The sequence below is a fragment of the Nostocoides veronense genome, from assembly GCF_039531185.1.
GTDB classification, from domain to species: domain Bacteria; phylum Actinomycetota; class Actinomycetes; order Actinomycetales; family Dermatophilaceae; genus Nostocoides_A; species Nostocoides_A veronense.
Genome location: NZ_BAAAPO010000001.1, coordinates 87,146 through 109,449, shown reverse-complemented (window position 1 = coordinate 109,449; position 22,304 = coordinate 87,146). Strand labels below are relative to the sequence as shown.

Sequence of the window (22,304 nt, the reverse complement as noted above, 5' to 3'; positions counted from 1 at the left end):
GCCCGACGTCGAGGTGACTTAGGCGTCGCCGCCCGCGTTGCCGGAGGCGCCGGCGGTGACATCGAGCAGGCGGTACTTCTCGGCCGCCTGAGCCGGCACGGAGGCGTCGATCTCGCCCCGCGCCGCCAGCGCCTGCAGCGCTCGCACCGCCACCGACGGGCCGTCGATGTGGAAGTAGCGGCGCGCGGCAGCGCGGGTGTCGGAGAAGCCGAAGCCATCGGCGCCGAGCGAGTGGAAGTCGCCGGGCACCCACTGGGCGATCTGGTCCTGGACTGCACGCATGTAGTCGGAGACCGCGATCACCGGGCCGGGCATGCCGCTGAGGCGCCGCGTGACATACGGATCCTCAACCTCGACCTCGGGGTGCAGGAAGCGCTTCTTGTCGACCTCCAGCGCCTCTCGCCGCAACTCGTTCCATGAGGTCACCGACCACACATCGGCGTTGACGCCCCAGTCGTCGCGCAGCAACTGCTGGGCCTCCATCGCCCACGGCACCCCGACACCCGAGGCGAGCAGTTGCACCGACGGATTCGCCTCTCGCCCAGCGCGATCCGCGTCGGCGAGCCGGTACATCCCCTTGATGATGCCCTCGCTGTCGACATTCTCCGGCTCGCTCGGCTGCACCATCGGCTCGTTGTAGAGCGTGAGGTAGTAGATGACATTCTTGGCGTCGCCGTCGCCGGTCTCTGCATACATCTCCTCCAGGCCGCGCTGCATGATGTGCGCGATTTCGTACCCGAAGGCGGGGTCGTATGACCGGATGGCCGGGTTGGTCGAGGCCAGCAGGTGCGAGTGCCCGTCCGCGTGCTGCAGGCCCTCACCGGTCAGGGTCGTGCGACCGGCGGTGGCGCCCAACAAGAAGCCGCGGCTCATCTGATCGGCCGCCGCCCAAATCGAGTCAGCGGTGCGCTGGAAGCCGAACATCGAATAGAAGATGTACATCGGCACCATGACCTGGCCGTGCGTCGCATAGGACGTGCCGGCGGCCGTGAAGGCCGCCATCGAGCCGGCCTCGTTGATGCCGGTGTGAATGATCTGGCCCGCCTCAGACTCCTTGTAGGCCAGCATCAGGTCGGCATCGACCGAGGTGTAGTGCTGCCCGTGCGGGTTGTAGATCTTGATGGTCGGGAAGAAGCTGTCCATCCCGAAGGTGCGCGCCTCGTCGGGGATGATCGGCACGACGCGCTTGCCAAAGTCCTTCTCGCGCATCATGTCTTTCAGCAGTCGCACCCACGCCATGGTGGTCGCGATCTGCTGCTTGCCGGAGCCCTTCTTGACGGCGGCATAGGCCTCCGGCTTGGGCATCGGGAGGGGGTCGTATGTCGGTCGCCGGGCGGGGAGCCCGCCGCCGAGCTTGCCGCGCCGCTCCAGGGCATACTTCACGGCCTCGTCCTGCGGGCCTGGGTTGTAGTAGGGCGGCTCGTAGGGGTTGGCCTCGAGCACCTCATCGGAGATCGGGATGCGCAAGCTGTCGCGAAGGCCCTTCAGGTCATCGAGCGTGAGCTTCTTCATCTGGTGGGTCGCATTGCGGCCGGCGAAGTGGCTGCCCAGGCCATAGCCCTTGATGGTCTTGGCGAGAATGACCGTCGGCTGACCGGTGTGCTCAACGGCGGCCTTGTAGGCGGCATACACCTTGTGGAAGTCGTGGCCACCGCGCTTGAGCTTCCACCAGATGTCGTCATCGGACCAGCCATCCACGAGCTTGGCGGTGCGCGGGTCCCGCTCGAAGAAGAACTCCCGGACGTACTTGCCGTCATTGGCCCGGAACGTTTGGTAGTCGCCGTCCGGCGTCTTGTTCATGAGGTTGACCAGCGCACTGTCGCGGTCGGCCGCGAGCAACGGATCCCAGCCGCGGCCCCACACGATCTTGATGACATTCCAGCCGGCCCCGCGGAAGAAGGCCTCCAGCTCCTGGATGATCTTGCCATTGCCACGGACCGGGCCATCGAGGCGCTGCAGGTTGCAGTTGATGACGAAAGTCAGGTTGTCGAGCTCGTCATTCGCCGCCGTCTGCAGCAGACCGCGCGACTCGACCTCGTCCATCTCGCCGTCGCCGAGGAAGGCCCACACGCGCTGCTGGCTGGTGTCCTTGATGCCGCGGTTGTGGAGGTACTTGTTGAACTGCGCCTGATAGATCGCGTTCATCGGGCCCAGGCCCATCGACACCGTCGGGAACTGCCAGAAATTCGGCATCAACCGGGGGTGCGGATAGGACGGCAGCGCCTCGACCTGGCCATCGACGACATGGCTGTGCTCCTGGCGGAAGCCGTCGAGTTCGGTCTCGGTGAGGCGGCCTTCGAGGAAGGCCCGGGCATACATGCCGGGGGAGGCGTGTCCTTGGAAGAAGATCTGGTCGCCACCGCCGGGGTGGTCCGGGCCGCGCCAGAAGTGGTTGAAGCCCACTTCATACAAGGTCGCCGCGGAGGCATAGGTCGAGATGTGCCCGCCCACGCCGACGCCGGGGCGCTGGGCTCGGTGCACCAGCACGGCGGCGTTCCAGCGCAGGTAGGCCCGGAAGCGCCGCTCGATCTCCTCATCGCCGGGGAACCACGGCTCCTTCTCGGCGGGGATGGTGTTGATGTAGTCGGTGGTCGTCAGCGACGGCACCCCGACATTCATCGCCCGCGCGCTCTCCAGCAGGCGCAACATGACGTACCTCGCCCGGTCCCGCCCCGCCGAATCGACGAGCCCGGCAAGCGATTCGACCCATTCGCGGGTCTCTTCGGGATCGATGTCCGGCAATCCGGTCGGGATTCCGTTGAGGATCGGGCCTACATCCTGCGTCTCGGCCACGAGGGCCCTCCTAAGATCGGCGTCGGTCTTGGGCGTCAACCCCCATCCTCTACCCGAACGTGGCCGTTATCACAATCGGGGCGCCCCGATTCGTCCGCAGGGCGGAATCGCCCCCGCCGAGCAGGCAGACTGGTCGCGTGAGCGTCACTCTGTATGGCGAGAGCCCCGGCATCCTGTGGCAGCCGGTCAGCCCCCGGCTGGCCGTCGCGCGGCGAGTCGGCGCGCTCGCCGGCGCCGTGCCGACGCTGGCTGCCGCCGCGGTCGTCGCCGTGCTGTGGACGCGGTGGGCGTGGATCGCCTTCGGCCTGCTGGCGCTCGGCCTGGTGATCGAGCTGGCAATCATTGGCCGGCAGGTCAGCGCCATTTCGTATGCGGAGTTGCCGGACGAGATCATCATCCGCCGGGGCCGGTTGATGCGCCGCCTCGACAGCATCCCGTACGGCCGGCTGCAGTATGCGGACATGCAATCCGGGCCGATGGAGCGCCGGCTCGGCCTGGCGAGCGTCACGATTCATACGGCAAATCCCGCGACCAGCGGCAACGTCCCCGGCCTGCCGCTGGCGGAGGCCGAGGCGCTGCGGGAGCGCCTGACCGCCCGCGGCGAGGCGCAGCGGGCTGGCCTGTGAGCCTGACCGGCCCCGACGGGCCGCCGCCCGCCGTCGGCGATCAGCCGACCGGCGCCCAGCCCGCCGTCGGCCAGCCGACCGGCGCCCAGCCCGCCGTCGGCCAGCCGACCGGCGCCCAGCCCGCCGTCGGCCAGCCGACCGGCGCCCAGCCCGTGGATCAGCAGCCCGGCGACCAGCCCGCCGTCGGCCAGCCGACCGGCGCCCAGCCCGTGGATCAGCAGCCCGGCGACCAGCAACGGGAGTGGCAGCGCTTCCACCCGCTGACGCCCCTGCTGCGCGGTGGCGTCGTGGCGCTCGGCGTCCTCGGGTATGTCATTTCCGGACAGCTCAACCGCATCTTCGGCGCCGACCCGGACGATCCGACTCAGGGCCACTGGGGGATCGCGGCCGTCGTGCTCGCGGTCGTCGTGCTCGGGGTCATCGGCTTCAGCGCGATCGCCTGGCGGGCGGCGTCATACCGCCTCGGCACGACCACCGTCGAGCTGCGCACCGGCGTCTTCGCCAAGCAGCACCGGCAGGTGCGCTATGACCGCATCCAGGCGGTGGACATCAGTCGTCCGCTGCTCGCGCAACTCTTCGGGCTCTCCTCGGTGCGGGTCGAGGCGGCCGGTGGCAGCGACTCCAATATCGAGCTCGCCTACTTGCCCAAAGGCGAGGCCGACGCCCTGCGCGCCGATCTGACGCGACGAGCCGGCCAGGCTCCGTCGCCCACCGAAAACGGCACGCAGGACACCGAGGAGGCGCCGGCCACGCCGGAGCGGTTGATCGCCGCCATACCGGCCGGTCGGGTCTGGCTGGCCACCGCGATGAGCTTCAACAGCGCCGTGCTCATCGTGACCATCCCGCTGCTTCTCGGCGCCCTGGTCACCGGCAATCTCGGCCTGGTGCCGGTTGTTGGGCCGATCGCGCTCGGTTCGGCCGGCGCCCAGTTCGGCCGGTTGTCGTCGTGGATGAACTTCCGCGTCGAGGCCGGTTCGCAGGCGATTCGCGTCCGCCACGGCCTCACCGAGCAGCGCACCTCCACCATTCCGCTGCACCGGATTCAGGCAGTCGAGATCAGCCAGCCGGCCCTGTGGCGCGCCCTCGAATGGTGGCGGATCCGGGTCAATGTCGCCGGGGTCCACGGCGAGCCGGGTAAGCAGGAGGACGCGCTGATCCCGGTCGGCACCCGCGAGGAGGTGCTGACGATCCTGGCCGCGATGGGTCCGCGGTGGTCCCTCCCGGAAGTCGTGGAAGGCCTGGATGCCCCGGGGCCCTCGCCGTCCTTCGTCGGCGTGCCGCCGGCCGCGCGCTGGCTGGATCCGTTGTCCTGGAAGCGCATTGGGTATGCCGAGACCCCCACGGCCCTGCTCTCGCGCGGCGGGTGGCTGGGCCGGAATGTCACCCTGGTGCCCTACGCGCGTATGCAGTCGCTGGTGCTGGAACAGGGCCCGATCGAGCGCCGGCTCGGGCTCGCCGGGGTGCGTCCGATTTCCACCCATGGCAGCGTGCGGCCAGCGGTGCGCCACCTCTCACTCGCCAGCGCCAATACCCTGCTGGTGGCCACCGCGGATCGCGCGCGGGCCGCCCGCCGCGCCGAAGCAGACCCGACCCTCGTCGTGGAGCCCACAGAACCGACGTCTCCGCAAACACCCACGGCAGAGCAGCCCGCGCTACCGTTCAGGGACCACGGTGTCGACCTGTCGGCGCCAACATCTGGTCAGCAGGATGGAGAGACGGCGTGAACACCCCCGCCGCGTCTGGGCCCCCCGGTCTGGGCAAGCTCGGTTTCGCCGAGGGGCAGATCGTCCAAGAACTCGGCTACGACGATGACGTGAGCAATGACTTCCGCTTCAGCGTCGAGGATCGGATCGGCAGCGAGTTGGAGTATGACGATTACACCGGAGTCACCGATGCCGTGCTTCTGTGGTGGCGCGAGGGCGATGGCGATCTCGTTGACGCCCTCGTCGATGCGCTGACCAATTTGAGCGAGGGCGCGAGCGTCATACTCCTGACCCCCAAGGCCGGCCGGCCCGGCGAGGTCGATGCCGCGGAGATCCAGGAGAGCGCGACGACGGCCGGGCTGCATACGACCGCCACGGCCGGCATTGGCGCGGACTGGACCGCGACCCGGCTGCTGGCGCCCAAGGGCGCCCGGCGCTGACCGCCGCGGGCGCGGTCATACTGAGAGGTATGAACGCGTCCACCCCGATCGAGATCGGCTCTCGGGCCCCTGACTTCTCGCTGGTCACCCAAAACGGCGACCGGCGTGGCCTCGCGGAGCATCTGGGGGTCAAGAATGTGCTGCTCGTGTTCTATCCCTTCGCGTTCTCGGGCATCTGCACCGGGGAGCTGAGCGAGATCCGCGACCATCTCGAGGACTTCGAGTCCGAGGATGTGCAGGCGTATGCCGTCTCCTGCGACCCGATGTTCGCCCTGCGCGGCTGGGCCGACCAAGAGGGCTACTTCTTCCCGTTGCTGTCCGACTTCTGGCCGCACGGTGAGGTCGCCCGCGCGTATGGCGTCTTCGATGAGGAGCGGGGTATGTCGATTCGCGGCACCTTCCTCATCGACACCGAGGGCATCGTGCGCTGGACCTTGGTCCACGGCGCGGGGCAGGGCCGCGACTTCGACGGCTACCGTGCCGCGCTCGCGGACCTCACGGGCGTCTCCGCTCGGTGAGCCGCAGGCACCGGCGCCGGCCTGGCACAATGGCCGTCGCGATTGCCGCCGCCCCGGCGATCGGGGGCCTGTAGCTCAGTTGGTAGAGCGCCACGTTTACACCGTGGATGTCGTCGGTTCGAGCCCGGCCGGGCCCACGTGCACGACGATCCCACGCTCGCCGATGTCGTCGCGATCCTCGCCGAGCGATTCCCGCCCGACACGGCGCAGTCGTGGGACCAGGTCGGCCTGGTCACCGGGGATCCGGCGCAGCCGGTGCGGCACATCCACCTGGCCCTCGACCCGACGCTCGCGGTGATCGAGGAGGCTCGGGCGGTGGGAGCCGATCTGCTGGTGACGCACCACCCGTTGCTGATGCGAGGCGTGCACTCGGTGGCAACGACCTCGGCCAAGGGAGCCAGCGTCACGGCCCTCGTCGTCGCCGATATCGCCTTGTATGTCGCCCACACCAATGCCGATATCGCCGAGCGCGGCGTGAGCGAGGCCCTGGGCCGGGCCTGCGGCTTGAGCGAGATGGAGCCGCTGGTCCTGGAGGAGGGGCGAGCGATGGGCCGCGTGGGGGAGCTGCCCGAGCCAATGACGTTGGGGGAGTTCGCGACTCGGGTGGCGAACGGCATACCTCAGGCCCCGGTGGGGCTGCGAGTCAGCGGCGATCCGGACGCCCAGGTCCGGCGGATCGCGGTCGCCGGAGGCGCGGGTGATGGCTTCTTCGCGGCTGCGCGGGCGCACGGCGCGGACGTCTATGTGACCGCCGACCTGCGCCATCACCCGGCGTTGGAAGCGCGCGAAGAGTCCCGGGGTGGGCCGCCCTATCTGATCGACGCAGGGCACTGGGCGAGCGAGGCGTGCTGGCTGCCGCTATTGGCGGACGATCTGCGGTCGGCGCTGCCGGGCGTCGACCTCACGGTGAGCTCGATCGTGACCGATCCATGGACCTTCGTGCTTCCCGGCAACGAGGGCGCTCGGGCGCACCGGCTTTAGGGTGGGGCTTGTGAAAGCCGACCCTCGCGACCAGCAGCGCCTGCTCGACCTGCAGGCCATCGACACGCGCGCCGCGCAACTCGACCGGGCCCGCTCCAAGTTGCCGGTCCTGGCCCGCCTGGAGGAACTGGCACGCACCCGGATGCTCGCCAATGATGATGTCGTCTCGGCGCAGACGGAGCACGGCGATCTCGAGCGCGAGGTGACCAAGGCCGAGGCCGATGTGCAACTCGTGCGCGACCGGGCCGCCCGCGATCAGGCGCACCTGGACTCCGGCCGCGGCACCGCCAAGGAACTGACGGCCCTGCAACACGAGATGGCCTCCCTCGCCCGCCGGCAGAGCGAGTTGGAAGAGATCGAACTCGATGTCATGGAACGCGCCGAAGCGGCCGAGATGGAACTCGCTCGCGCCCGGACCCAGCTGGCGCAGGTGGATGCCCAGATCAGCGAAGCGCGTGCCGAACGCGATGAGCAGCAGGCCGATCTTGGGGCGCAACTGGCCGAGGCGCTGGCCCCGAGGGATGCCCTTGTCGCCGAGCTTCCAGAGGATCTGGTTGCCCTGTACGAGAAGCTCCGCGCCAGCCACGGCGGGCTCGGGGCGGCCATGCTGCACGCGCGCCGTTGCCTCGGCTGCCAGCTCGAACTCAATGCCGCAGACATGACGCGCATCCGCGACGCCGCCGCCGATGAGGTGCTGCGCTGCGAGGAGTGCAGCCGCATCCTCGTGCGGACCGCCGAGTCCGGTCTCTGAGGCTGTATGCCGCGCGTCCTGCGCATCGAGGCCGACGGCGGGTCCCGGGGCAACCCCGGGGTGGCCGGGTATGGCGCAGTCGTCCTCGACGAATCCGGAGCAGTCCTGGCGGAGCGAGCCGCGCCGCTGGGGCAGGCGTCGAATAACGTTGCCGAGTACTCCGGCCTCATCGCCGGTTTGGAGGCGGCCCGCGCCATCGACCCCGGCGCCCGGATGAGCGTCGCCATGGACTCCAAGCTCGTCGTCGAACAAATGGCAGGCCGCTGGAAGATCAAACACGAGGACATGCGGCGGCTGGCCCTGCAGGCCAAGGAACTCGTCAGAGCGGTCGTCGCGCAAGGCGGTTCGGTCTCCTTCGAGTGGATTCCCCGCGAGCGCAACAAGAAGGCCGACAAGCTGTCCAATGACGGAATGGACGGATTGACGATCGAGCGCGACCTCTGGCGTGGGGCGGAAAGGGGGAGCGAGCCCGCCCCGCCCGAAGCGCCCGAGCCGGCGCTCGCCGAAGTCAGCGAACCGGGGGCCGAGGCTGAAGCCGGGGGCCTTGCGGCCGGAGACCCAGCACTTGAGGACCGGGCACCAGCGGATGCATCCCGAAGGGCGTCGTCCTCGACGGCCTCCCGGGGGCGGGGGGAGCCGACACGGATTGTGCTGGTTCGTCATGGCGCCACGGAGTTCACCGAACAGTTCCGGCTCGACGGGCGCGGCGGCGCCGATCCATCGCTCTCCGCGCTCGGACGCGGCCAGGCCGAGCGGGCGGCAGAGCTCGTGGGTGCCCTCCTCGCCGGCGCACCAGCCAACCTGACGACCTCCACCTTGGCCCGAGCCGTGGAGACGGGGGCCGTCATCGCCGCCCGGCTAGGGCTCACACCGGCAACCGATCCGGCATGGGATGAGCAGAACTTCGGCGACTGGGATGGCGTCGCCATGCCCGAGCTGCTGCGCACCGATCCCGAGGCGGTCGACTCCCTTCGCAGCGACCCGGCCTACCGCCGGCCCGGCGGGGAGAGCCACGAGGAGTTGACGCAGCGGGTGCGGTCCGCATACTCCCGGCTCGTGGCGGGTGGCGGAACCCATGTCGTCGTCTGCCACCGCAAGCCGATCCTCGTCGTCCTGGCCGAGGTGCTCGGACTCGATATGACGCTCGTCTGGCGGCTCGCGGCCGCACCGGGCTCGCTGACCGGAATCGAGGCGTGGCCCGACGGCGCGGCAACCGTCGCCTTCACCAATCGCACCTGAAAATGGGGGCTCAGGGCACTCCGGCCCTGGTCGGACGCGGGGAGGAGGCCGTATGTCGCCTGCCCCTGCCCCGCGGCATAGCCCCCTCCCGTTGCTGCCCCGCGAAAGCGTCCGCACGCTGGCGAACCTCGTCACCGTGGTCCGAACGATTCTCGGGATCGGCTTCGGCGTCATCGCGCTGGCGCAGCATTCCCTCGGCTGGCTCGTCGCGGCCTATCTGACCTATTGGGCCGGCGACATTCTGGATGGAATCGTGGCCCGTCGCCGCGGCGAGGAAACAATCATCGGCGCGGTCTTCGATGTCGTCTGTGACCGCGCCTGCACGACCGTCGCGGCGGCCGCGTTCGTCGCGATCGAGCCCTCGGTGGCGCCGGCGATCGGGGTCTTCCTCGTGCAGTTCTGCATGCTCGACACGCTGCTAACGCTGGCCTTCCTTTATGCGCCGGGAGTCATCAGCCCGAACTACTTCTATCGCGTCGACGGCCCGACCTATCGCTGGAACTGGTCGCCCGCCGCCAAGGCCGCGAACACCAGCTTCGTGGTCTTGCTGTGCCTCGCCGGCCTGCTCTGGTCCTCGGCCTTCATCCTCGTCGCGACAGCCTGGGCGCTGCTGATGATGGTCCTGAAGGTCGTCTCCGTACGCCGGGTGCTGGCCATCCTCGACGGGTCGCTGGCGCCCGCGCCGCGTCCCGTGGACGCCCGACCAAGCCCGCTGTTCGGGTGACGCCGATCGAGTCCTCGGTCGCCGGGATCGAATTGACGGCGGCCAATGTGTTGCCGGTTGCGCTGGCCTACGGTTTCGGATCGGCGTGGATCCCGATCCTCAATGCCGAGGTCTTTGTCGCCGCCCTGGTCGCGGTGATGCCCCATGCGTGGTGGTGGCCAGTCATCGTCCTCGCCGTCGGGCAGACCCTCGGCAAGTGCGCGATGTTCCTGGGCGCCCGGCGCGGGGCAACCTGGTTGACCTCGCGCGAGCGGCCCCGCAAGGAGCGGGCGGCTCCCGGACCGTGGCGCACCCGCGTGGCCGTGTGGAGCCGGATGATGCTGGAGTTGCTTGATCGTCGGGTGCAGGGATTCCTCGTCGTCTTGCTCGCCGCGAGCGTGGGAATTCCGCCGCTGGCGATCGTCGCCGTGGTCGCGGGCACGCGTCGGCTGCCCTTGCCGGTCTTCTTCGCCGCCTGCCTGCTGGGACGAGTGGCCCGATTTCTGGTGCTGGCCTGGCCCATCGCCCGCGCCGTGTCCTGACCCTTCGGCGGCGCCGGTCGAGAAAAGAAGACTGGGCATCGCTGCTGCGGCAGTGGCAGCGCTGACCGGTGGCGGCTTGTTCGCGCGGTCGCCTTGGAGCGGTCGCTAAGGGTCTGGCGCCACCTCAGGCTCCCAGACCTCGACTCGTCGAAGTCCACCACGACGGCGACCAACGGCTGCCCACCGCCGCTGCGCTTGTGGGCCGGCAGTGCCAAGGACCCGCTGCTCGCCCCCATCGCGACGTCCTCTGTGGCGGCCGAGCACCCCAAGTGCGCGATGCCGCAGACCTCTGAGTTCGCGGCCGCTGACGCGGCGGCGGCGGCCGTCACGATTGCCCCGGCAACCGAGCCGACCAGCAAGCCGGTGGCGACCAGCCAGGTCGTTTTCGGGATGCCGCAGGAGATGGCCCGCGCCCTGGGCTGGCCGCAGGCGCTCACCCCCGACATGGCCCAAGACCTTTTCAACGAGAAGGTCACCTGGAAGTCGCTCGGCTACCCGCAGTGGGGCACCTTCCGCATCGCCAGCCCGGATCCGAACAAGACGCTCGTCGGTGCGGTGGGTTCGGAGCCATCACCACGCTGGCCAATGGCGGGCAGTTCCTCACCAAGGCGCCGGACTATGCCAATCCCAGCGAAAGCGATTTCGCTGTTGTGCACTCTGAGCAGCGCATTGAGACGGTGACGAACACCTCCGAGGAAGCCGATGCCCTGATAGGCGCCGCGAGCCTCGAGGAGTTCACCAAGTCGGCATCCGCGATCATCACCACCGAGCGGGCTGTGATCGCCCACAACCAGGCCGATCCGAAGAACCCCTTCGTCGCCATTCCCTTCCTCGATGGCGCGGCGAGCGTCCCGATCGTCGTGACCCCCAAGGACCCCAACAACGCCGACGCCAAGGCCTTCGCCGACCATTTCGCCACGCCAGCCGCCGCAGCAGCCTTGCGTCAGGCCGGTTTCCGCGGCGTCATGGGCGAGCTTCCGAGCGTCGGCACCTCCGCCCTCGCCAAGACGTCCACCGGTCCGTTTCCCTTGACCGCCGAGATGCTCGCGGGCGTGCGCCGGGCCTGGTCCTTGATGCACGCGCGCAGTTCCACGCTCGCGGTCATCGACCTGTCCGGGTCGATGCGCAATGCCTTCGACCCCTCGCGTTCCTGGGGCGGACCATCCCGATCGCCCAAGGGAGCCACCGGCTTGCCCCGCCCGCACTCACCCGAGTCCGCCACCTCGTTGACGCTCGCGCAGTTACAGGCGTTCGTTCAAAAGACCTTCGACAAGAACCGCCCGGTCGCCATCAACTTCTTCCTCATCGACCCGGGCGTGCACCTCGAGCCGCTGCAACGGATCGCCGAGTTGACCGGCGGCACCGCGGCCCATGTGACCCAGATGTCGCAGGTCCCCGACGCCTTCGCGCAAGCACTCTTCAGCGCGCCGAAGTAGTCCACGCCCCCAACGGTGAGGGGGCGGGAGCCGACCGGCTCCCGCCCCCTCACGTGTTTCCGGGTGGGTCAGGGCTGGACGAAGACCGCCACAGTCCGGGCCGGGACGTATGCCGTCCCGCTCGCCGCCGTCCACGTCGCGTCCTTAGCCACCGAGTCCGCGCCATTGGCCTGGACCGGCGACAGGGTCAAGCTCGCCCCGGCCAGGCCGGGCACGGCTTGGCTCACCGGTTCCGGCGTGGCATTGAAGACGACGACGAGTCCCTTCAGCGCCGGGTCGAGATCGGCGCCCACGGTGTCGTCGATCCGCATGACGATCACGCCCGGAGTCGCCTGATCGGTCCCGCTGAGCGGGAAGCTGACCTTCGCCTTGATCGCGCCGGTGGTGCCAAGGCGGAACAGGCGCGTGGAATTGCGCAGTCGCAGCAGGTCCTGGGCGGCGGCTGTGGCCGCCGCGACATCGGACGCCGCTGGCTTCAGCGCCGCATTGGCCAGCAGCGGCCGCATATACGCCCACTTCGCCTCGTTATCGCCCTTGAGCGGCAGACCGTGACCAAAGCCATTGTCGGTGCCGGTCCAGTCGAGTCGGTTGAACCAGTCGCCGCTGTCATAGGAGTTGCGGTCCAAGGACTTGCTGCGCAGCAGATCCGCGCCGGCATGCCAGAAGGAGGGCGTCTGGGACAGTGCCGTGGTGGCGAGGGAGAGCGTGTTCATGCGCACTCGGTCCGCCATCGAGGTCGCCACTGGCAACTTGAAGGTCAAGCTGTCGAAGAGCGTCTCGTTGTCGTGCGCGTCGACATAGGTGATCACCTCGTCGGGGGCGCTGGCATAGCCGGCGGGGGAGCCGTTGTAGTCGACCTCCTTGCCGGTGACGACCTGGCCCGAGGAGTTGAGCCGGAAGCTGAAGTCCTTGAGATTGCCGGCCAGGCCGAGTTGGACGAGGTCGGTGTCATGCCGCAGCGAGGCCTCCGCGCCACTGTTGATGGCCGCGCCATTGCCGTCGGTGAACTCTCCGCTACCGAAGCCCTGCTTGCGGGGGTCCTCATCGAATGGCCCACCGCCGCGGACGGCATCGCGCAAGCGGTCACTGAAGGTGCCGATATGCGTGCCACCGAGCTGGCCTTGGGTGGCCTGCGTGAAGAGGGCGTTGTCGGCGACCTCGCCGAAGTTCCAGCCCTCCCCATAGAGGTAGACCTTGGTTCCGTCGATACCGCTATTGGCGGGGGTTAGCTTGTTCAGTGCCGCGCGGATCGCGAGCATATTCGCGCGGCTGTGATGACCCATGAGGTCGAACCGGAAGCCGTCGATCTTGTAGTCGCGGGCCCACATGACGACGGCGTCGACCATGATCTTCTGCGCCATCTTGTGCTCGGTCGCGATGTTCTGGCAGCAGGTGGAGGTGTAGACATTGCCGCGCGCGTCGAGCCGCTGGTAATAGTCCGGCACGACCTTGTCGAGCACGCTGGTCGGGGCCAGCCCCGAGGCCGGCGTGTGGTTGAAGACCTGGTCGAGCACCACGCGCAGCTTGGCCTTGTGCAAGGCACCGACCATCGTCCGGAACTCCGCCACGCGCTTTCCGCCATCCGCGGCGGCGGCCGTGGACGCATAACTGCCTTCGGGCGCGAGCCAGTGGAAGGGGTCGTAGCCCCAGTTGAAGGCGTCAGTGCCGCGGATCGCGTCGATGCACGCCTGCTGCTGCTCGCTATCTGGGGGATAGCTGGCCAGATCGCACTGCGGGGTGGACTGCTTGGCCGGGTCCTCCTCGATCGAAGCGATATCGAAGGTCGGCAGCAGGTGGATGGTGTTCAGGCCCGCGGCGGCAAGAGTCTTGAGGTGCCGCATACCCCGGCCGTCGGTGTTGAAGGCGAGATAGGAGCCGCGCACCTCGGCCGGCACGCTGGTGTCGCTGATCGAGAAGTCGCGGACATGCAACTCATAGATCGTGGTGTCGACATTGCGCGCGACCTTCGGCTGTGGCGTTGCCGACCAGATCGACGGTCGGTAGGCGCCGTCCTTGAGGTTGACCGCCACCGATCGCGTGGAGTTCAGGGTCAACGCCACCGAATATGGATCGGTGACCTGGAGCGTCTCGATCTTGCCGGTGGAGCGGACATACACGACGACCTCGTAGAGGTAGCGGGCGTTCTTGACCCCCGCTGTCACCGACCACGAGCCGTCCGCGGCCCGGACCATCGCGGTTCGCTTGGCGCTGGTCAGTGGAGCATCGCCCGGTGCCGTTGGCGACCAGGTCAGCAGCGTGACCTTCCTGGCCGTGGGCGCCCAGACCCGGTAGGTCGGGGAGGACCCGGAGAAGGTCGCGCCATAAGTGCGCGAGCCGGCGGAACCGGCATACAGCGCGTCGAGGACGTAGGCCGTTTGCACCCCCGTCGCATCGAGCAGTGCGCCGGAATTGGAGTAGACCGCGACCGCCACTTGGCCGCGCAGGATGCTGCCGGCCTTCGCCGCTGTCGTCGAGCCGAGCCGCAGGGCGAGATAACCCTTCAGTTCAGGTCGAGAAGCAGTGACCGAGGCGGGCAGGCCCTTCGGGTCGTATGCCAGGCCGGCCGAGGTCGAGCCGGGTAGGTCTTCCGCGTCGATTGTCATCCCGGCGTTGGCTGCCCAATGCAGACGCCACTTCAGAAGGGCCGGGTTGGCGTCCGCGGGAATGCCGTCGGCCGGCCAGGCCAGCAGGCCCGGCTGGACCCAGAACGCCTTAGCCGCCTTCAGGTCGGGCGCGGCGCCGCTGCTGGAGGTGCTCACGCGGATCTCGTGGGTCGCGAGGACATAACTGATGGTTACCACAACGCCGTCCTTGGTCACCGCGAGCGGGATGTTCGCGCCGCCCGGCGCGCCGCCGGCACCATAGTTCTCGTCCCAGGACAGGCCGTGGGCGATCTTGAACTCATAGTTTCCGGCCGGGATGGCGTCGGACGACCAGGTGTAGGTGCCATCGCCATCAGGATCCTGCAGCCACGGGTTCATGCAGTCCGGAGCCCAATCGCCGGGGCACCCGAGTTCGGACTGGAACGAGCCGGGCGCCGTGATGATCGGGCCCTGGGCATCCGAGGTCACCCAATGGGTGGCTTGGTCGTAATAGAACGTGACCGGGGCCCCCGTGGTCGTCAGCGGGATATTCGGGCCATTGGACACGCCGCCCAGGCCGTAGTTGACATCCCAGTTCTTGTTCAGCGCCGCCTTGTACTCGTAGTCACCCACCGGCAGGGTGTACGTGCCCTTCCAGATCGAGTCCTTGGCGTCCAGGCTGAGTTGCGCCTGCGGGCAGTCCGGCTGCCAGTCGCCCGGGCACGCCATCTCAGAGTTGAGCGAGCCGGCCACGGAGACGAAATCGGGCTGGCTGACCGGCGCGAGAGCGGCGGCCACAGCGTGACCCGCGCGGGCGCGAGTGGTGGCGCGGGCGTTCGTCATACTCACCGGATTGGCGCTGGCCCGCCCGAGGGCGCTGCTGTCGGCCGGTGCCTTGGCGCGGGCTGCGCTGGAGCCGTCGACCATGGCATAGGACGAGGACGCGCTGTAGTTGCCGCTGGAGTCTTTGACGATGGCGCGGTATTCGATCAGCGTCCCGTTCACCAGGCCGGAGACATCGTGGAAGACGGAATATGGTGCGCTGTCGTCGGTCCCGATGGTCTGCCAGGCGGTGGTGCCGACCGGCCGGAAGGCGAAGGTGGTCTGGGCGAAGGTCTCGCGCGTGGTTGCCGCGGCGATCTCAGCGCGCCCCTTGACGGTCCCGCCAGCGGTCGGGGAGGTGACATAGACCGGCGGCGCGGACGTGGTGGCGGCGACCTTGGCGCCCGCCTTGAAGACGCGCACCGACAGGGCCGGCACGGTCACCGAGACGCGGGTCCCGGGGCCAGAGGTCACCCCCGAGCCGCCGCCATAAATGGGGGAGTACCGCACACCCTTGGTGTAGGTATTGAAGCTCGCGGACTTGGCGCTCGTGGCGTTATTGGCTACGACGAGGTACTCGATCCCGCTCGCGCGATCAACCCGCGAGAAGGCGTAGATTCCGGCCGCGTTGCTGGCATACCGGTGGATCTGGGCGCCATCGGCGAGCGCGGGATGGGCCTTTCGCAACGCGGCCAGGCGCTTGATGTGGAGGTAGAGCGGTGCGGTCGTGGAGTAGCGGTTGAGCGAGCCGGAGGGGCCGGTGAGGTTCGGCTCCGCGGCATACTGCGCCACCTTCGTGGCGAAGAGGTCTTGGCGGGCGTCCTTGTCGCCGCCGGCGCCGATGAAGCCCTGCTCATCGCCGTAGTAGGTGACCGGCTGCCCGCGGGTGAGGTACATCAGCGAGTCCGCGAGCTTGACCCGCGCCAGCCGCTCAGCACCGCTGAAGCCCTTGTCGGAGATGAACTTTCCGACCCGGCCCATGTCGTGATTGCCCAGGAAGGTCGGCAGCGAGTAGACGTTGGAGTCGGTGTCGGTGTACCAGTCGTCGGTGGCGAAGAAATCGCGGAGCGCGGTGGTCTCGGCGCCGCCCGCGAAGTTGACGGCATTGGACTGGAAGGCGAAGTCCAGGGTCGCTGGCAGCTTGCCGCTCGTGGTGTATTGCGACATGAACTTGGCGTTGGCCTCGAAGACCTCGCCGAACATGAAGAAGTTGGGCTTGCCGATGGCCTTCGCGTGCGCGAGCACGGTCGGAGCGAACTGCTGCCAGAACTCCATATTGACGTGCTTGACCGTGTCGATCCGGAAGCCGTCGATGCCGAGATCGACCCAGGCGTTGTAGATCGCGCCCATGCCCTCGACGACCTTGGGCTGCTCCGTGAACAGATCATCGAGACCGAAGAAATCGCCATACTCGCTGGACTCCCCGCTGAAGGTCGAGTTGCCCCGGTTGTGGTAGACCGTCGGGTCGTTCAGCCACGCCGGCACCTTGACGCTCGCGTCGGACGGGGTGCGGTAGGTCGGGGTGTAGGGGAAGGAGACCTGCGGGTCCAGGGTGGGGAAGCTGTCGCCGCCGGCGTATGCCGTGTCATCGAAGACCTGCCCGCTCGCGTCCTTGTAGGGGGCGGTGGCCTTGCTTATGTAGGAGTAATCGCTGGCATTGGCGTAGTCGAGGATGTCGGCCGTGTGGTTGGTGATGATGTCGAAATAGACCTTCATCCCCTTGGCGTGTGCGGCGCTGATCAGGGACTTCATCTCGGCATTGGTGCCCAGGTGCGGGTCGATCTGGGTGAAATCGGTGACCCAATAGCCGTGATAGCCGGCGCTGACATCGCTGCCGCTGCCTTGGACCGGGCGGTTCTTGAAGCTGGGGGTGAGCCAAATCGCCGTGGTGCCGAGGCCCTTGATGTAGTCCAGCTTGTTCTGGATGCCCTTGAGGTCACCCCCGTGGAAGAAGCCCCTGTCGGTCGGGTCGAAGCCGGTGACCAAGCGGTCCCCGCTCAGGCCGCCGCGGTCATTGGCGGTGCTGCCATTGGCGAAGCGGTCCGCCATGACGAAATAGAAGCGCTCGCGGGTTGGGCCATCGCGCAGCGAGTCGCCGGCAATTGCCTTGTCGGCGGCGGTCACGCCGCCGGCGAGGGTCATCGGCTTCAAGGCGATCTTGTGGGTGGCATCGTCATAGCTGAACTTCACGCTCGCCGGGCCCTGCAGGGTCAGCGCGAAGTTGCCCCCGCCGGCCGGGCCATAACTTTCGTCCCAGGAGTGGTCGATCGCGACCTTCCACTCATAGCTGCCCGCCGGCACCTCGAAGACCCGCTCGTATGTCGTGGTCCCCGCCACCGGCGTCAGATCCGTCGCCGGGCAGTCGGGTGTCCAGTCGTTGCACGCCGAGAGTTCGCTCTGCAGGTTGCCGACCAGGGTGGCCGTGCGGGTCGCCGCTGCCGCGGGATTCATGGCAATTCCGGCGGTGCCCGTTGCGGTGAGCGCAGCGGTCAGGACAGCGATGAGGGTGCGTCGAATCTGCACGTCGGCTCCTTCGGCGAGGCAGGGGATCGCCGCAACCATATAACCGGGCACCGACAGCCGCGACCCGACGCGACCGAGCACGCCCCGCTCTCACCCTTTCGGGCGGGACGGCATACCCCCTGCGCGGGCACGACTGCTCGTCCAGCTCACGGAAAGCCCGAGAGCGGCCGAACCGTGCTGACTAATGTGGCGCGCATGGCCTCTGATCAGGAGCGGCGCCTGCGCCGTGACACCCTCGCCGTTCGTGCCGGGCTGCGCCGCAGCCAGTTCGAGGAGACGGCCGAGGCGATGTTCCTGACCTCGGGATATGTCTATCCCAACGCGGCCGAGGCGGAGGCGACCTTCAAGGAAGAGGTCGAGCGCTACTCCTACAGCCGCTACCACAACCCCACCGTCTCGATGTTCGAAGATCGCCTCGCGGCCCTGGAGGGGGCCGAGCGCTGCTATGCCACGCCGACCGGCATGTCCGCAGTTTTCGCGGTGCTCGGTGGGCTGTGCGCCGCCGGCGACAGGATCGTGGCCAGCAAGGCGCTCTTCGGGACGTGCTACACGATCTGCGCCGATGTGCTCCCGCGGTGGGGGGTCGAGGCGGTCTTCGTCGACGGCACCAATCTCGATGAGTGGCGCGAGGCGCTCTCGGTGCCCACCACGGCCGTCTTCTTCGAGACGCCGAGCAATCCGACCCTGACCCTCGTAGACATCGCCGCGGTCTCCGAACTGGCGCACGCCGCCGGCGCAACCGTGGTCGTGGACAACGTCTTTGGGACACCGCTGTTCTCCACGCCGCTCGCGCATGGCGCTGATGTCGTCGTCTATTCCTCGACGAAGCACATCGATGGTCAGGGCCGCATCCTCGGTGGCGCAGTGCTGGGGCGCGAGTCGTTGTTGCGCGAGGTGGTGCGGCCGATGATCCGCAATCTCGGCCTGACCTTGTCGGCCTTCAACGCCTGGGTGCTCGTGAAATCGCTGGAGACCATGGACCTGCGTCTGCGAGCGCAGGCCGCGAACGCGCTGCAGGTAGCGCAGTGGCTGGAGAGCCGGCCGGACGTGGTGTCGGTCTGTTATCCCGGCCTGGACTCCCACCCCCAGGCCGAGCTCGCCCGCCGGCAAATGACGGGCTTCGGGACGGTGGTGACCTTCACCGTGGACGCCGACAAGGAGGGCGCTTTCCGGGTCCTCGATGCGCTCCAGATCATCGACATCTCCAACAACCTCGGCGACACCAAGTCGCTGATCACGCACCCGGCCACGACGACACACTCCCGCTTCTCCGCCGAGGAATTGGCGGATATGCAGATCACGGCTGGCACCATGCGCTTGTCCGTCGGGCTGGAGGACCCGCTTGACATCATCGAGGACCTAGAAGCCGCCTTCGCCGCCCGCTGAACCACAGGTATGGGGGCAGTGTTCGTACTCTAATGGTATGAAGACGACCATCGATCGGGCAGGGCGCCTCGTGATTCCTCGAGAGCTCCGGGCCCAAGTTGGTTTGAGCGCAGGCGACGTCCGCGTGACCGTTGTGGGCTCGGGCGTCTTCATCGAACCTATTGCTCACGACGACGTTGAAGAGGAGGAAGGTCGGCTTGTGATCCCCTCGAAAGGCCTCACGCTTACGGCCGACGCGGTGGGCGACCTTCGATATGCCGACCAAAAGTAGGGACGCAAAGTCGCTCCTCGTCGATACGAGCGTGGCGCTCGCACTGCTCGCCGTGGACCATGAGGAGCATCGGGCGGCAATCGAGCACGTCCGCGGTAGAACCCTGGGGCTTGCCGGGCACGCGCTCTTCGAGACGTACTCACTGCTGACGCGCCTCCCACCGCCCCTTCGTGTGTCGCCCCACTCGGCCGAGCGACTTATCAGTGCGGGTTTCCCCATTGCTGCTCAGCTTTCCCCCAGGCGTTCGGTCGCTCTGCTTGCCCGACTTGCCGGGGCAGGCATTGCTGGAGGTTCCGTCTATGACGCTCTCGTTGCCGCCGCCGCCATTGAGCACGATCTGCCCTTACTCTCGCGAGACAGACGGGCCGTAGGGACGTACCAGGCGCTTGGAGTCAGGCTTGAACTCCTCGCGTGTTGACGTGGCATCAGCCGAGGATGCCGCGGAACCAGCGCTGCCAGGGCGCTGAGTCCGACCAGGAGCCGCCTGCGACATACGCCTTGACCGCGCCATTGTTTTTGGCCCAAGGGGCCACATTCGCCTCGGTCGCGGCGACCGTGACGAGCCGGCCGGCGGCGTCCCGCACGACATACTGCCCGTCGCTGGGGGAGAAGTGATCGAAGCGGCCCTGGCCGCTGGCAAGAGTCACGCGGATGAAAACCCGGTCGTACTCCTTCGCCGGGGCGGCCGTGCGGCCCTCGCCGAGAGGTTCGCCCTTGGTCGTCGCGGCGGCATATGTCGCGGCCGCCGCGGGGGAACTGGTCGTGGAGAACAGCAAGCGGTCGCTCTGGTCGTAGGCGCAGACGGACATCCCGGTCGCCTCGCCAGTGGCGCTCCACGTGCTGTGCTTCCCGACATCGGGCGCCACGGTGGGGCAGCCATTGGCGTCGACCGAGACCTCGGAAGCGGAGTCGAGGATCTGCGCCCGAAGCGCAGCATCCTTGCTGAAAACGGTGACGCCGACGCTCCCGACATTTCGGGTTTCGCGGACCATGCCATCGGAATAGGTTTCGGTTCCGGGCTCGATGGCCACCGCGCCGAAGATCACTGCATCCACGCTGGGATGCCCGCCGCCTGCGCCTGCGCAGGCATCCGTCATCATCACGGGCCGCCCCACATAGGGCAGGTCGGCAGACATTTGTTCGTATGCCGAACTGCCCGGCCGTGTGTATGCCCGCCAGCTCGCGCAATCGATGCTCTCCCCACCATTCCAATCGAACCGAGCCGGGGCGCCACCCCAACCCCACGTCGGCGGCACCCACACCTGCACCCCGGCATACGACTCGGAGCGCCAATCAGCAGGTATGCCGGCCGGCCGGGCCGCCGGGTCTCGCGTCGGGTTCTGTTGGGCGAGCGTCGAGGTGCTCGGCGATGCGACGGTGGCCGATCCGTCGCTCAGGAGATTGCGCACGAGTATGCCGCCCGGCACGGCGAGCGCGACGGCGGCCGCTGCGGCGGGGGCCAGCCACCGCAGCCGCGAGTGAGAGTGCGTAGGCAGGTCAGAGTCGGCGGTCACCTCGCCTGAACTGGGCAGCGGCGCGCCGAGGTCGGTCGGGGCGTCGGCGGCGTGGCGCCGAAGGCCGGCGCGAATCATCGTCTCGAGGTCGTTGTCGGTGGGCGTGTTCATGATGGGTCCCCGGAGGTGAGTTGGGTGCGCAAACGGATCAGGGCGCGATGAATGTGCGAGCGGGCTGTTGCCTCGGGGCAGTCGAGCACCCGGGCGATCTCGGCATAGTCGAGGTCTTCGTAGAACCGCAGAACGACGGCGGCGCGTTGTTGCGGCGGCAGCCCCGCGCACATTCGCCAGACGGCGTCATGGTCGGCGATCGCGGCGCTCGGGTCGGGCAGGTGGCCGGGCGTCGGCTCGGCCACGGGGACCTGCCGGCGGCCATGGGCTCGCCAGGCCGAGATGTGGGCGTTGGTGATCATCCGTCGGACGTATTGCTCTGGATGATCCCGGGTGCTGACGTGCTCCCACTTCTCGTAAGCCGAGGCCAGCGCGGTCTGCACCGCGTCCTGAGCGGCATCGTAGGAGCCGGTCACGAGATAGCCGAACCGGAGCAGGTCCGGCAGGCGCGGTCTGACCCAGGTCTCGAATGCCGTGGGCGTCATGGTGGTCACCATGCCCTACTCACGCCACAGCGATGGGGAATGTTGCAGCGAGCGCCGCCAGCTTCTCTGAATTCGCGTCTCAGCTCTGCAGGACGTCCAGCTGCCACGGCCGTCCCGGGCGTTCCGGCTCCGTCAAGGTCACTTCGAAGTCGTTCTCCAACAAGGGGATCAGTCCCGCCGGAGGTTTGGGATCGGCCGCGCTTTCGCAGAGGGCTCGGGCGACGAGACCGCGGGCGTGTTTTGCCATATGGCTGGCACCGGGCACGCGCACGGCGACCCAGCGGGCGGCGAGCGTGCGGTTCGGCGTCCAGGTCGCGGCATACGGCCCGGAGCGGCAGTCGACGATCAGGCCCGTGCCGGCGGCGGCGTCCAAGGCTGGCGCGAGGCTCTCCTTCCAACGGGCGGTGATCCGACCGACGCCGGGCAAGTGCGCGCCGATATCGGTGCGATAGGGCGCGATCCGATCGCCCGCGCGCACCACGCCATAAACCGCGGAGGAGAGGACCAAGCGGCGGGCGGCGCGGCGCTTGCCGACGGGGGAGAGGGTGGCTGCGTCCAGCGCGTCATAGAGCACGCCCTGATAGATCTCCAGCGCCGGCCGGGCAGGCCGCGTGCGGATGCTCAGGTTGCCCTGCACCTCCTCACCCAGGGTTGCGGGCACACCGAGGACGGACATGGCGTCCGGGAGGGCGGAGGCCGCCACGAGCCCGTCGATGATCTCCTCGCGCACGCCGGTCAGTTCTGGGAAGGACAGTGCCTCGACGCGCATTGCCGCGCCACGACGCGGGCGCGCCTTGGTCTCCGAGGGCGGCAACAGGATCAGCACGCGCTCAATGTATGTTGCCCGGCTCGCCCCGGCCCGCCTGCCCCCATGCTGT

19 protein-coding genes and 1 tRNA gene are annotated in these 22,304 nt (G+C 68.3%); 15 read left to right on the top strand and 5 right to left on the bottom strand.

The annotated features are described in order from the left end of the window. Positions 1 to 18: 18 nt before the first annotated feature. Positions 19 to 2,793 carry a pyruvate dehydrogenase (acetyl-transferring), homodimeric type gene (aceE, locus tag ABD225_RS00525; protein ID WP_344079687.1) on the bottom strand — a complete coding sequence of 925 codons (2,775 nt, stop codon included), beginning with the start codon at positions 2,791 to 2,793 and terminating at the stop codon, positions 19 to 21. Between the two features lie 137 nt (positions 2,794 to 2,930). Here aceE and ABD225_RS00520 point away from each other — a divergent pair, with 137 nt between their 5' ends. From ABD225_RS00520 to ABD225_RS00465, 12 genes are all read left to right on the top strand, one after another. Continuing rightward, entirely contained in the window at positions 2,931 to 3,419 is a 489-nt protein-coding gene (locus ABD225_RS00520) for a PH domain-containing protein (RefSeq protein WP_344079684.1), read from the top strand. Next, positions 3,416 to 5,143 carry a PH domain-containing protein gene (locus tag ABD225_RS00515; protein WP_344079681.1) on the top strand — a complete coding sequence of 576 codons (1,728 nt, stop codon included), beginning with the start codon at positions 3,416 to 3,418 and terminating at the stop codon, positions 5,141 to 5,143. Before ABD225_RS00520 ends, ABD225_RS00515 begins: the two co-directional genes overlap by 4 nt. After that, positions 5,140 to 5,562: a DUF3052 domain-containing protein gene (locus ABD225_RS00510; protein WP_344079678.1), complete on the top strand. Its 423-nt coding sequence runs from the start codon at positions 5,140 to 5,142 to the stop codon at positions 5,560 to 5,562. The genes ABD225_RS00515 and ABD225_RS00510 overlap by 4 nt, the downstream gene beginning before the upstream one ends. A gap of 29 nt (positions 5,563 to 5,591) precedes the next feature. Then, the gene (locus tag ABD225_RS00505; RefSeq protein ID WP_344079675.1) at positions 5,592 to 6,080 is read left to right on the top strand and encodes a peroxiredoxin; all 489 of its coding nucleotides are present in this window, start codon (positions 5,592 to 5,594) and stop codon (positions 6,078 to 6,080) included. A 64-nt stretch (positions 6,081 to 6,144) separates the two neighbouring features. Beyond that, positions 6,145 to 6,217, top strand: a tRNA-Val gene (locus tag ABD225_RS00500). A gap of 1 nt (position 6,218) precedes the next feature. Then, positions 6,219 to 7,061 (top strand): Nif3-like dinuclear metal center hexameric protein, encoded by an 843-nt coding sequence (locus ABD225_RS00495; RefSeq protein ID WP_344079672.1) that lies wholly within the window; start codon positions 6,219 to 6,221, stop codon positions 7,059 to 7,061. A gap of 10 nt (positions 7,062 to 7,071) precedes the next feature. Continuing rightward, entirely contained in the window at positions 7,072 to 7,812 is a 741-nt protein-coding gene (locus ABD225_RS00490; protein ID WP_344079669.1) for a zinc ribbon domain-containing protein, read from the top strand. A gap of 6 nt (positions 7,813 to 7,818) precedes the next feature. Next, positions 7,819 to 9,051 carry a bifunctional RNase H/acid phosphatase gene (locus ABD225_RS00485; RefSeq protein ID WP_344079667.1) on the top strand — a complete coding sequence of 411 codons (1,233 nt, stop codon included), beginning with the start codon at positions 7,819 to 7,821 and terminating at the stop codon, positions 9,049 to 9,051. Positions 9,052 to 9,103: 52 nt separating this feature from the next. Then, a complete protein-coding gene (locus ABD225_RS00480; protein ID WP_344079665.1) occupies positions 9,104 to 9,775 on the top strand; it encodes a CDP-alcohol phosphatidyltransferase family protein in 672 nt (223 codons plus the stop codon). Then, positions 9,772 to 10,296, top strand: a complete 525-nt coding sequence (locus tag ABD225_RS00475) for a VTT domain-containing protein (RefSeq protein WP_344079662.1) — start codon at positions 9,772 to 9,774, stop codon at positions 10,294 to 10,296. Before ABD225_RS00480 ends, ABD225_RS00475 begins: the two co-directional genes overlap by 4 nt. Before the next feature lie 195 nt (positions 10,297 to 10,491). Beyond that, on the top strand, positions 10,492 to 10,977 hold the full coding sequence (locus ABD225_RS00470; RefSeq protein WP_344079659.1) for a hypothetical protein: 486 nt from the start codon (positions 10,492 to 10,494) through the stop codon (positions 10,975 to 10,977). Next, a complete protein-coding gene (locus tag ABD225_RS00465) occupies positions 10,974 to 11,732 on the top strand; it encodes a substrate-binding domain-containing protein (protein WP_344079656.1) in 759 nt (252 codons plus the stop codon). Before ABD225_RS00470 ends, ABD225_RS00465 begins: the two co-directional genes overlap by 4 nt. Before the next feature lie 68 nt (positions 11,733 to 11,800). On the opposite strand, the gene pulA is transcribed toward ABD225_RS00465, so the two are convergent. Next, positions 11,801 to 17,698, bottom strand: coding sequence for a pullulanase-type alpha-1,6-glucosidase (gene pulA, locus ABD225_RS00460; protein ID WP_425564290.1), 5,898 nt, complete (start codon positions 17,696 to 17,698; stop codon positions 11,801 to 11,803). A 156-nt stretch (positions 17,699 to 17,854) separates the two neighbouring features. Between pulA and metZ the strand changes: the two genes are divergently transcribed. From metZ to ABD225_RS00445, 3 genes are read left to right on the top strand one after another with little or no spacing between them, the layout of a single operon-like run. Beyond that, a complete protein-coding gene (gene metZ / locus ABD225_RS00455; protein WP_344079650.1) occupies positions 17,855 to 19,045 on the top strand; it encodes an O-succinylhomoserine sulfhydrylase in 1,191 nt (396 codons plus the stop codon). Positions 19,046 to 19,082: 37 nt separating this feature from the next. After that, positions 19,083 to 19,316 (top strand): AbrB/MazE/SpoVT family DNA-binding domain-containing protein, encoded by a 234-nt coding sequence (locus ABD225_RS00450; protein WP_344079647.1) that lies wholly within the window; start codon positions 19,083 to 19,085, stop codon positions 19,314 to 19,316. After that, positions 19,300 to 19,734, top strand: coding sequence for a type II toxin-antitoxin system VapC family toxin (locus ABD225_RS00445; protein ID WP_344079644.1), 435 nt, complete (start codon positions 19,300 to 19,302; stop codon positions 19,732 to 19,734). Before ABD225_RS00450 ends, ABD225_RS00445 begins: the two co-directional genes overlap by 17 nt. Before the next feature lie 7 nt (positions 19,735 to 19,741). Here the strand turns inward: ABD225_RS00445 and ABD225_RS00440 are convergent, their stop codons facing one another. The 3 genes from ABD225_RS00440 to ABD225_RS00430 all read right to left on the bottom strand — a co-directional run bounded on the left by ABD225_RS00440 (position 19,742) and on the right by ABD225_RS00430 (position 22,252). After that, a complete protein-coding gene (locus ABD225_RS00440) occupies positions 19,742 to 20,941 on the bottom strand; it encodes a hypothetical protein (protein WP_344079641.1) in 1,200 nt (399 codons plus the stop codon). Beyond that, complete coding sequence (locus ABD225_RS00435; protein ID WP_344079638.1) at positions 20,938 to 21,426, bottom strand: SigE family RNA polymerase sigma factor; 489 nt, start codon at positions 21,424 to 21,426, stop codon at positions 20,938 to 20,940. Before ABD225_RS00435 ends, ABD225_RS00440 begins: the two co-directional genes overlap by 4 nt. A gap of 79 nt (positions 21,427 to 21,505) precedes the next feature. Next, positions 21,506 to 22,252 (bottom strand): YaaA family protein, encoded by a 747-nt coding sequence (locus ABD225_RS00430; protein WP_344079635.1) that lies wholly within the window; start codon positions 22,250 to 22,252, stop codon positions 21,506 to 21,508. Between the last annotated feature and the right edge of the window lie 52 nt (positions 22,253 to 22,304).

What these genes read in the sequence shown, in the direction of transcription:
- ABD225_RS00480 (WP_344079665.1), top strand. Translation starts at nt 9,104, where the DNA reads ATGTCGCCTGCCCCTGCCCCGCGGCATAGCCCCCTCCCGTTGCTGCCC.
- ABD225_RS00450 (WP_344079647.1), top strand. Translation starts at nt 19,083, where the DNA reads ATGAAGACGACCATCGATCGGGCAGGGCGCCTCGTGATTCCTCGAGAG.
- ABD225_RS00440 (WP_344079641.1), bottom strand. Translation starts at nt 20,941, where the DNA reads ATGAACACGCCCACCGACAACGACCTCGAGACGATGATTCGCGCCGGC.
- ABD225_RS00485 (WP_344079667.1), top strand. Translation starts at nt 7,819, where the DNA reads ATGCCGCGCGTCCTGCGCATCGAGGCCGACGGCGGGTCCCGGGGCAAC.
- metZ (WP_344079650.1), top strand. Translation starts at nt 17,855, where the DNA reads ATGGCCTCTGATCAGGAGCGGCGCCTGCGCCGTGACACCCTCGCCGTT.
- pulA (WP_425564290.1), bottom strand. Translation starts at nt 17,698, where the DNA reads ATGGTTGCGGCGATCCCCTGCCTCGCCGAAGGAGCCGACGTGCAGATT.
- ABD225_RS00445 (WP_344079644.1), top strand. Translation starts at nt 19,300, where the DNA reads ATGCCGACCAAAAGTAGGGACGCAAAGTCGCTCCTCGTCGATACGAGC.
- ABD225_RS00435 (WP_344079638.1), bottom strand. Translation starts at nt 21,426, where the DNA reads ATGACGCCCACGGCATTCGAGACCTGGGTCAGACCGCGCCTGCCGGAC.
- ABD225_RS00505 (WP_344079675.1), top strand. Translation starts at nt 5,592, where the DNA reads ATGAACGCGTCCACCCCGATCGAGATCGGCTCTCGGGCCCCTGACTTC.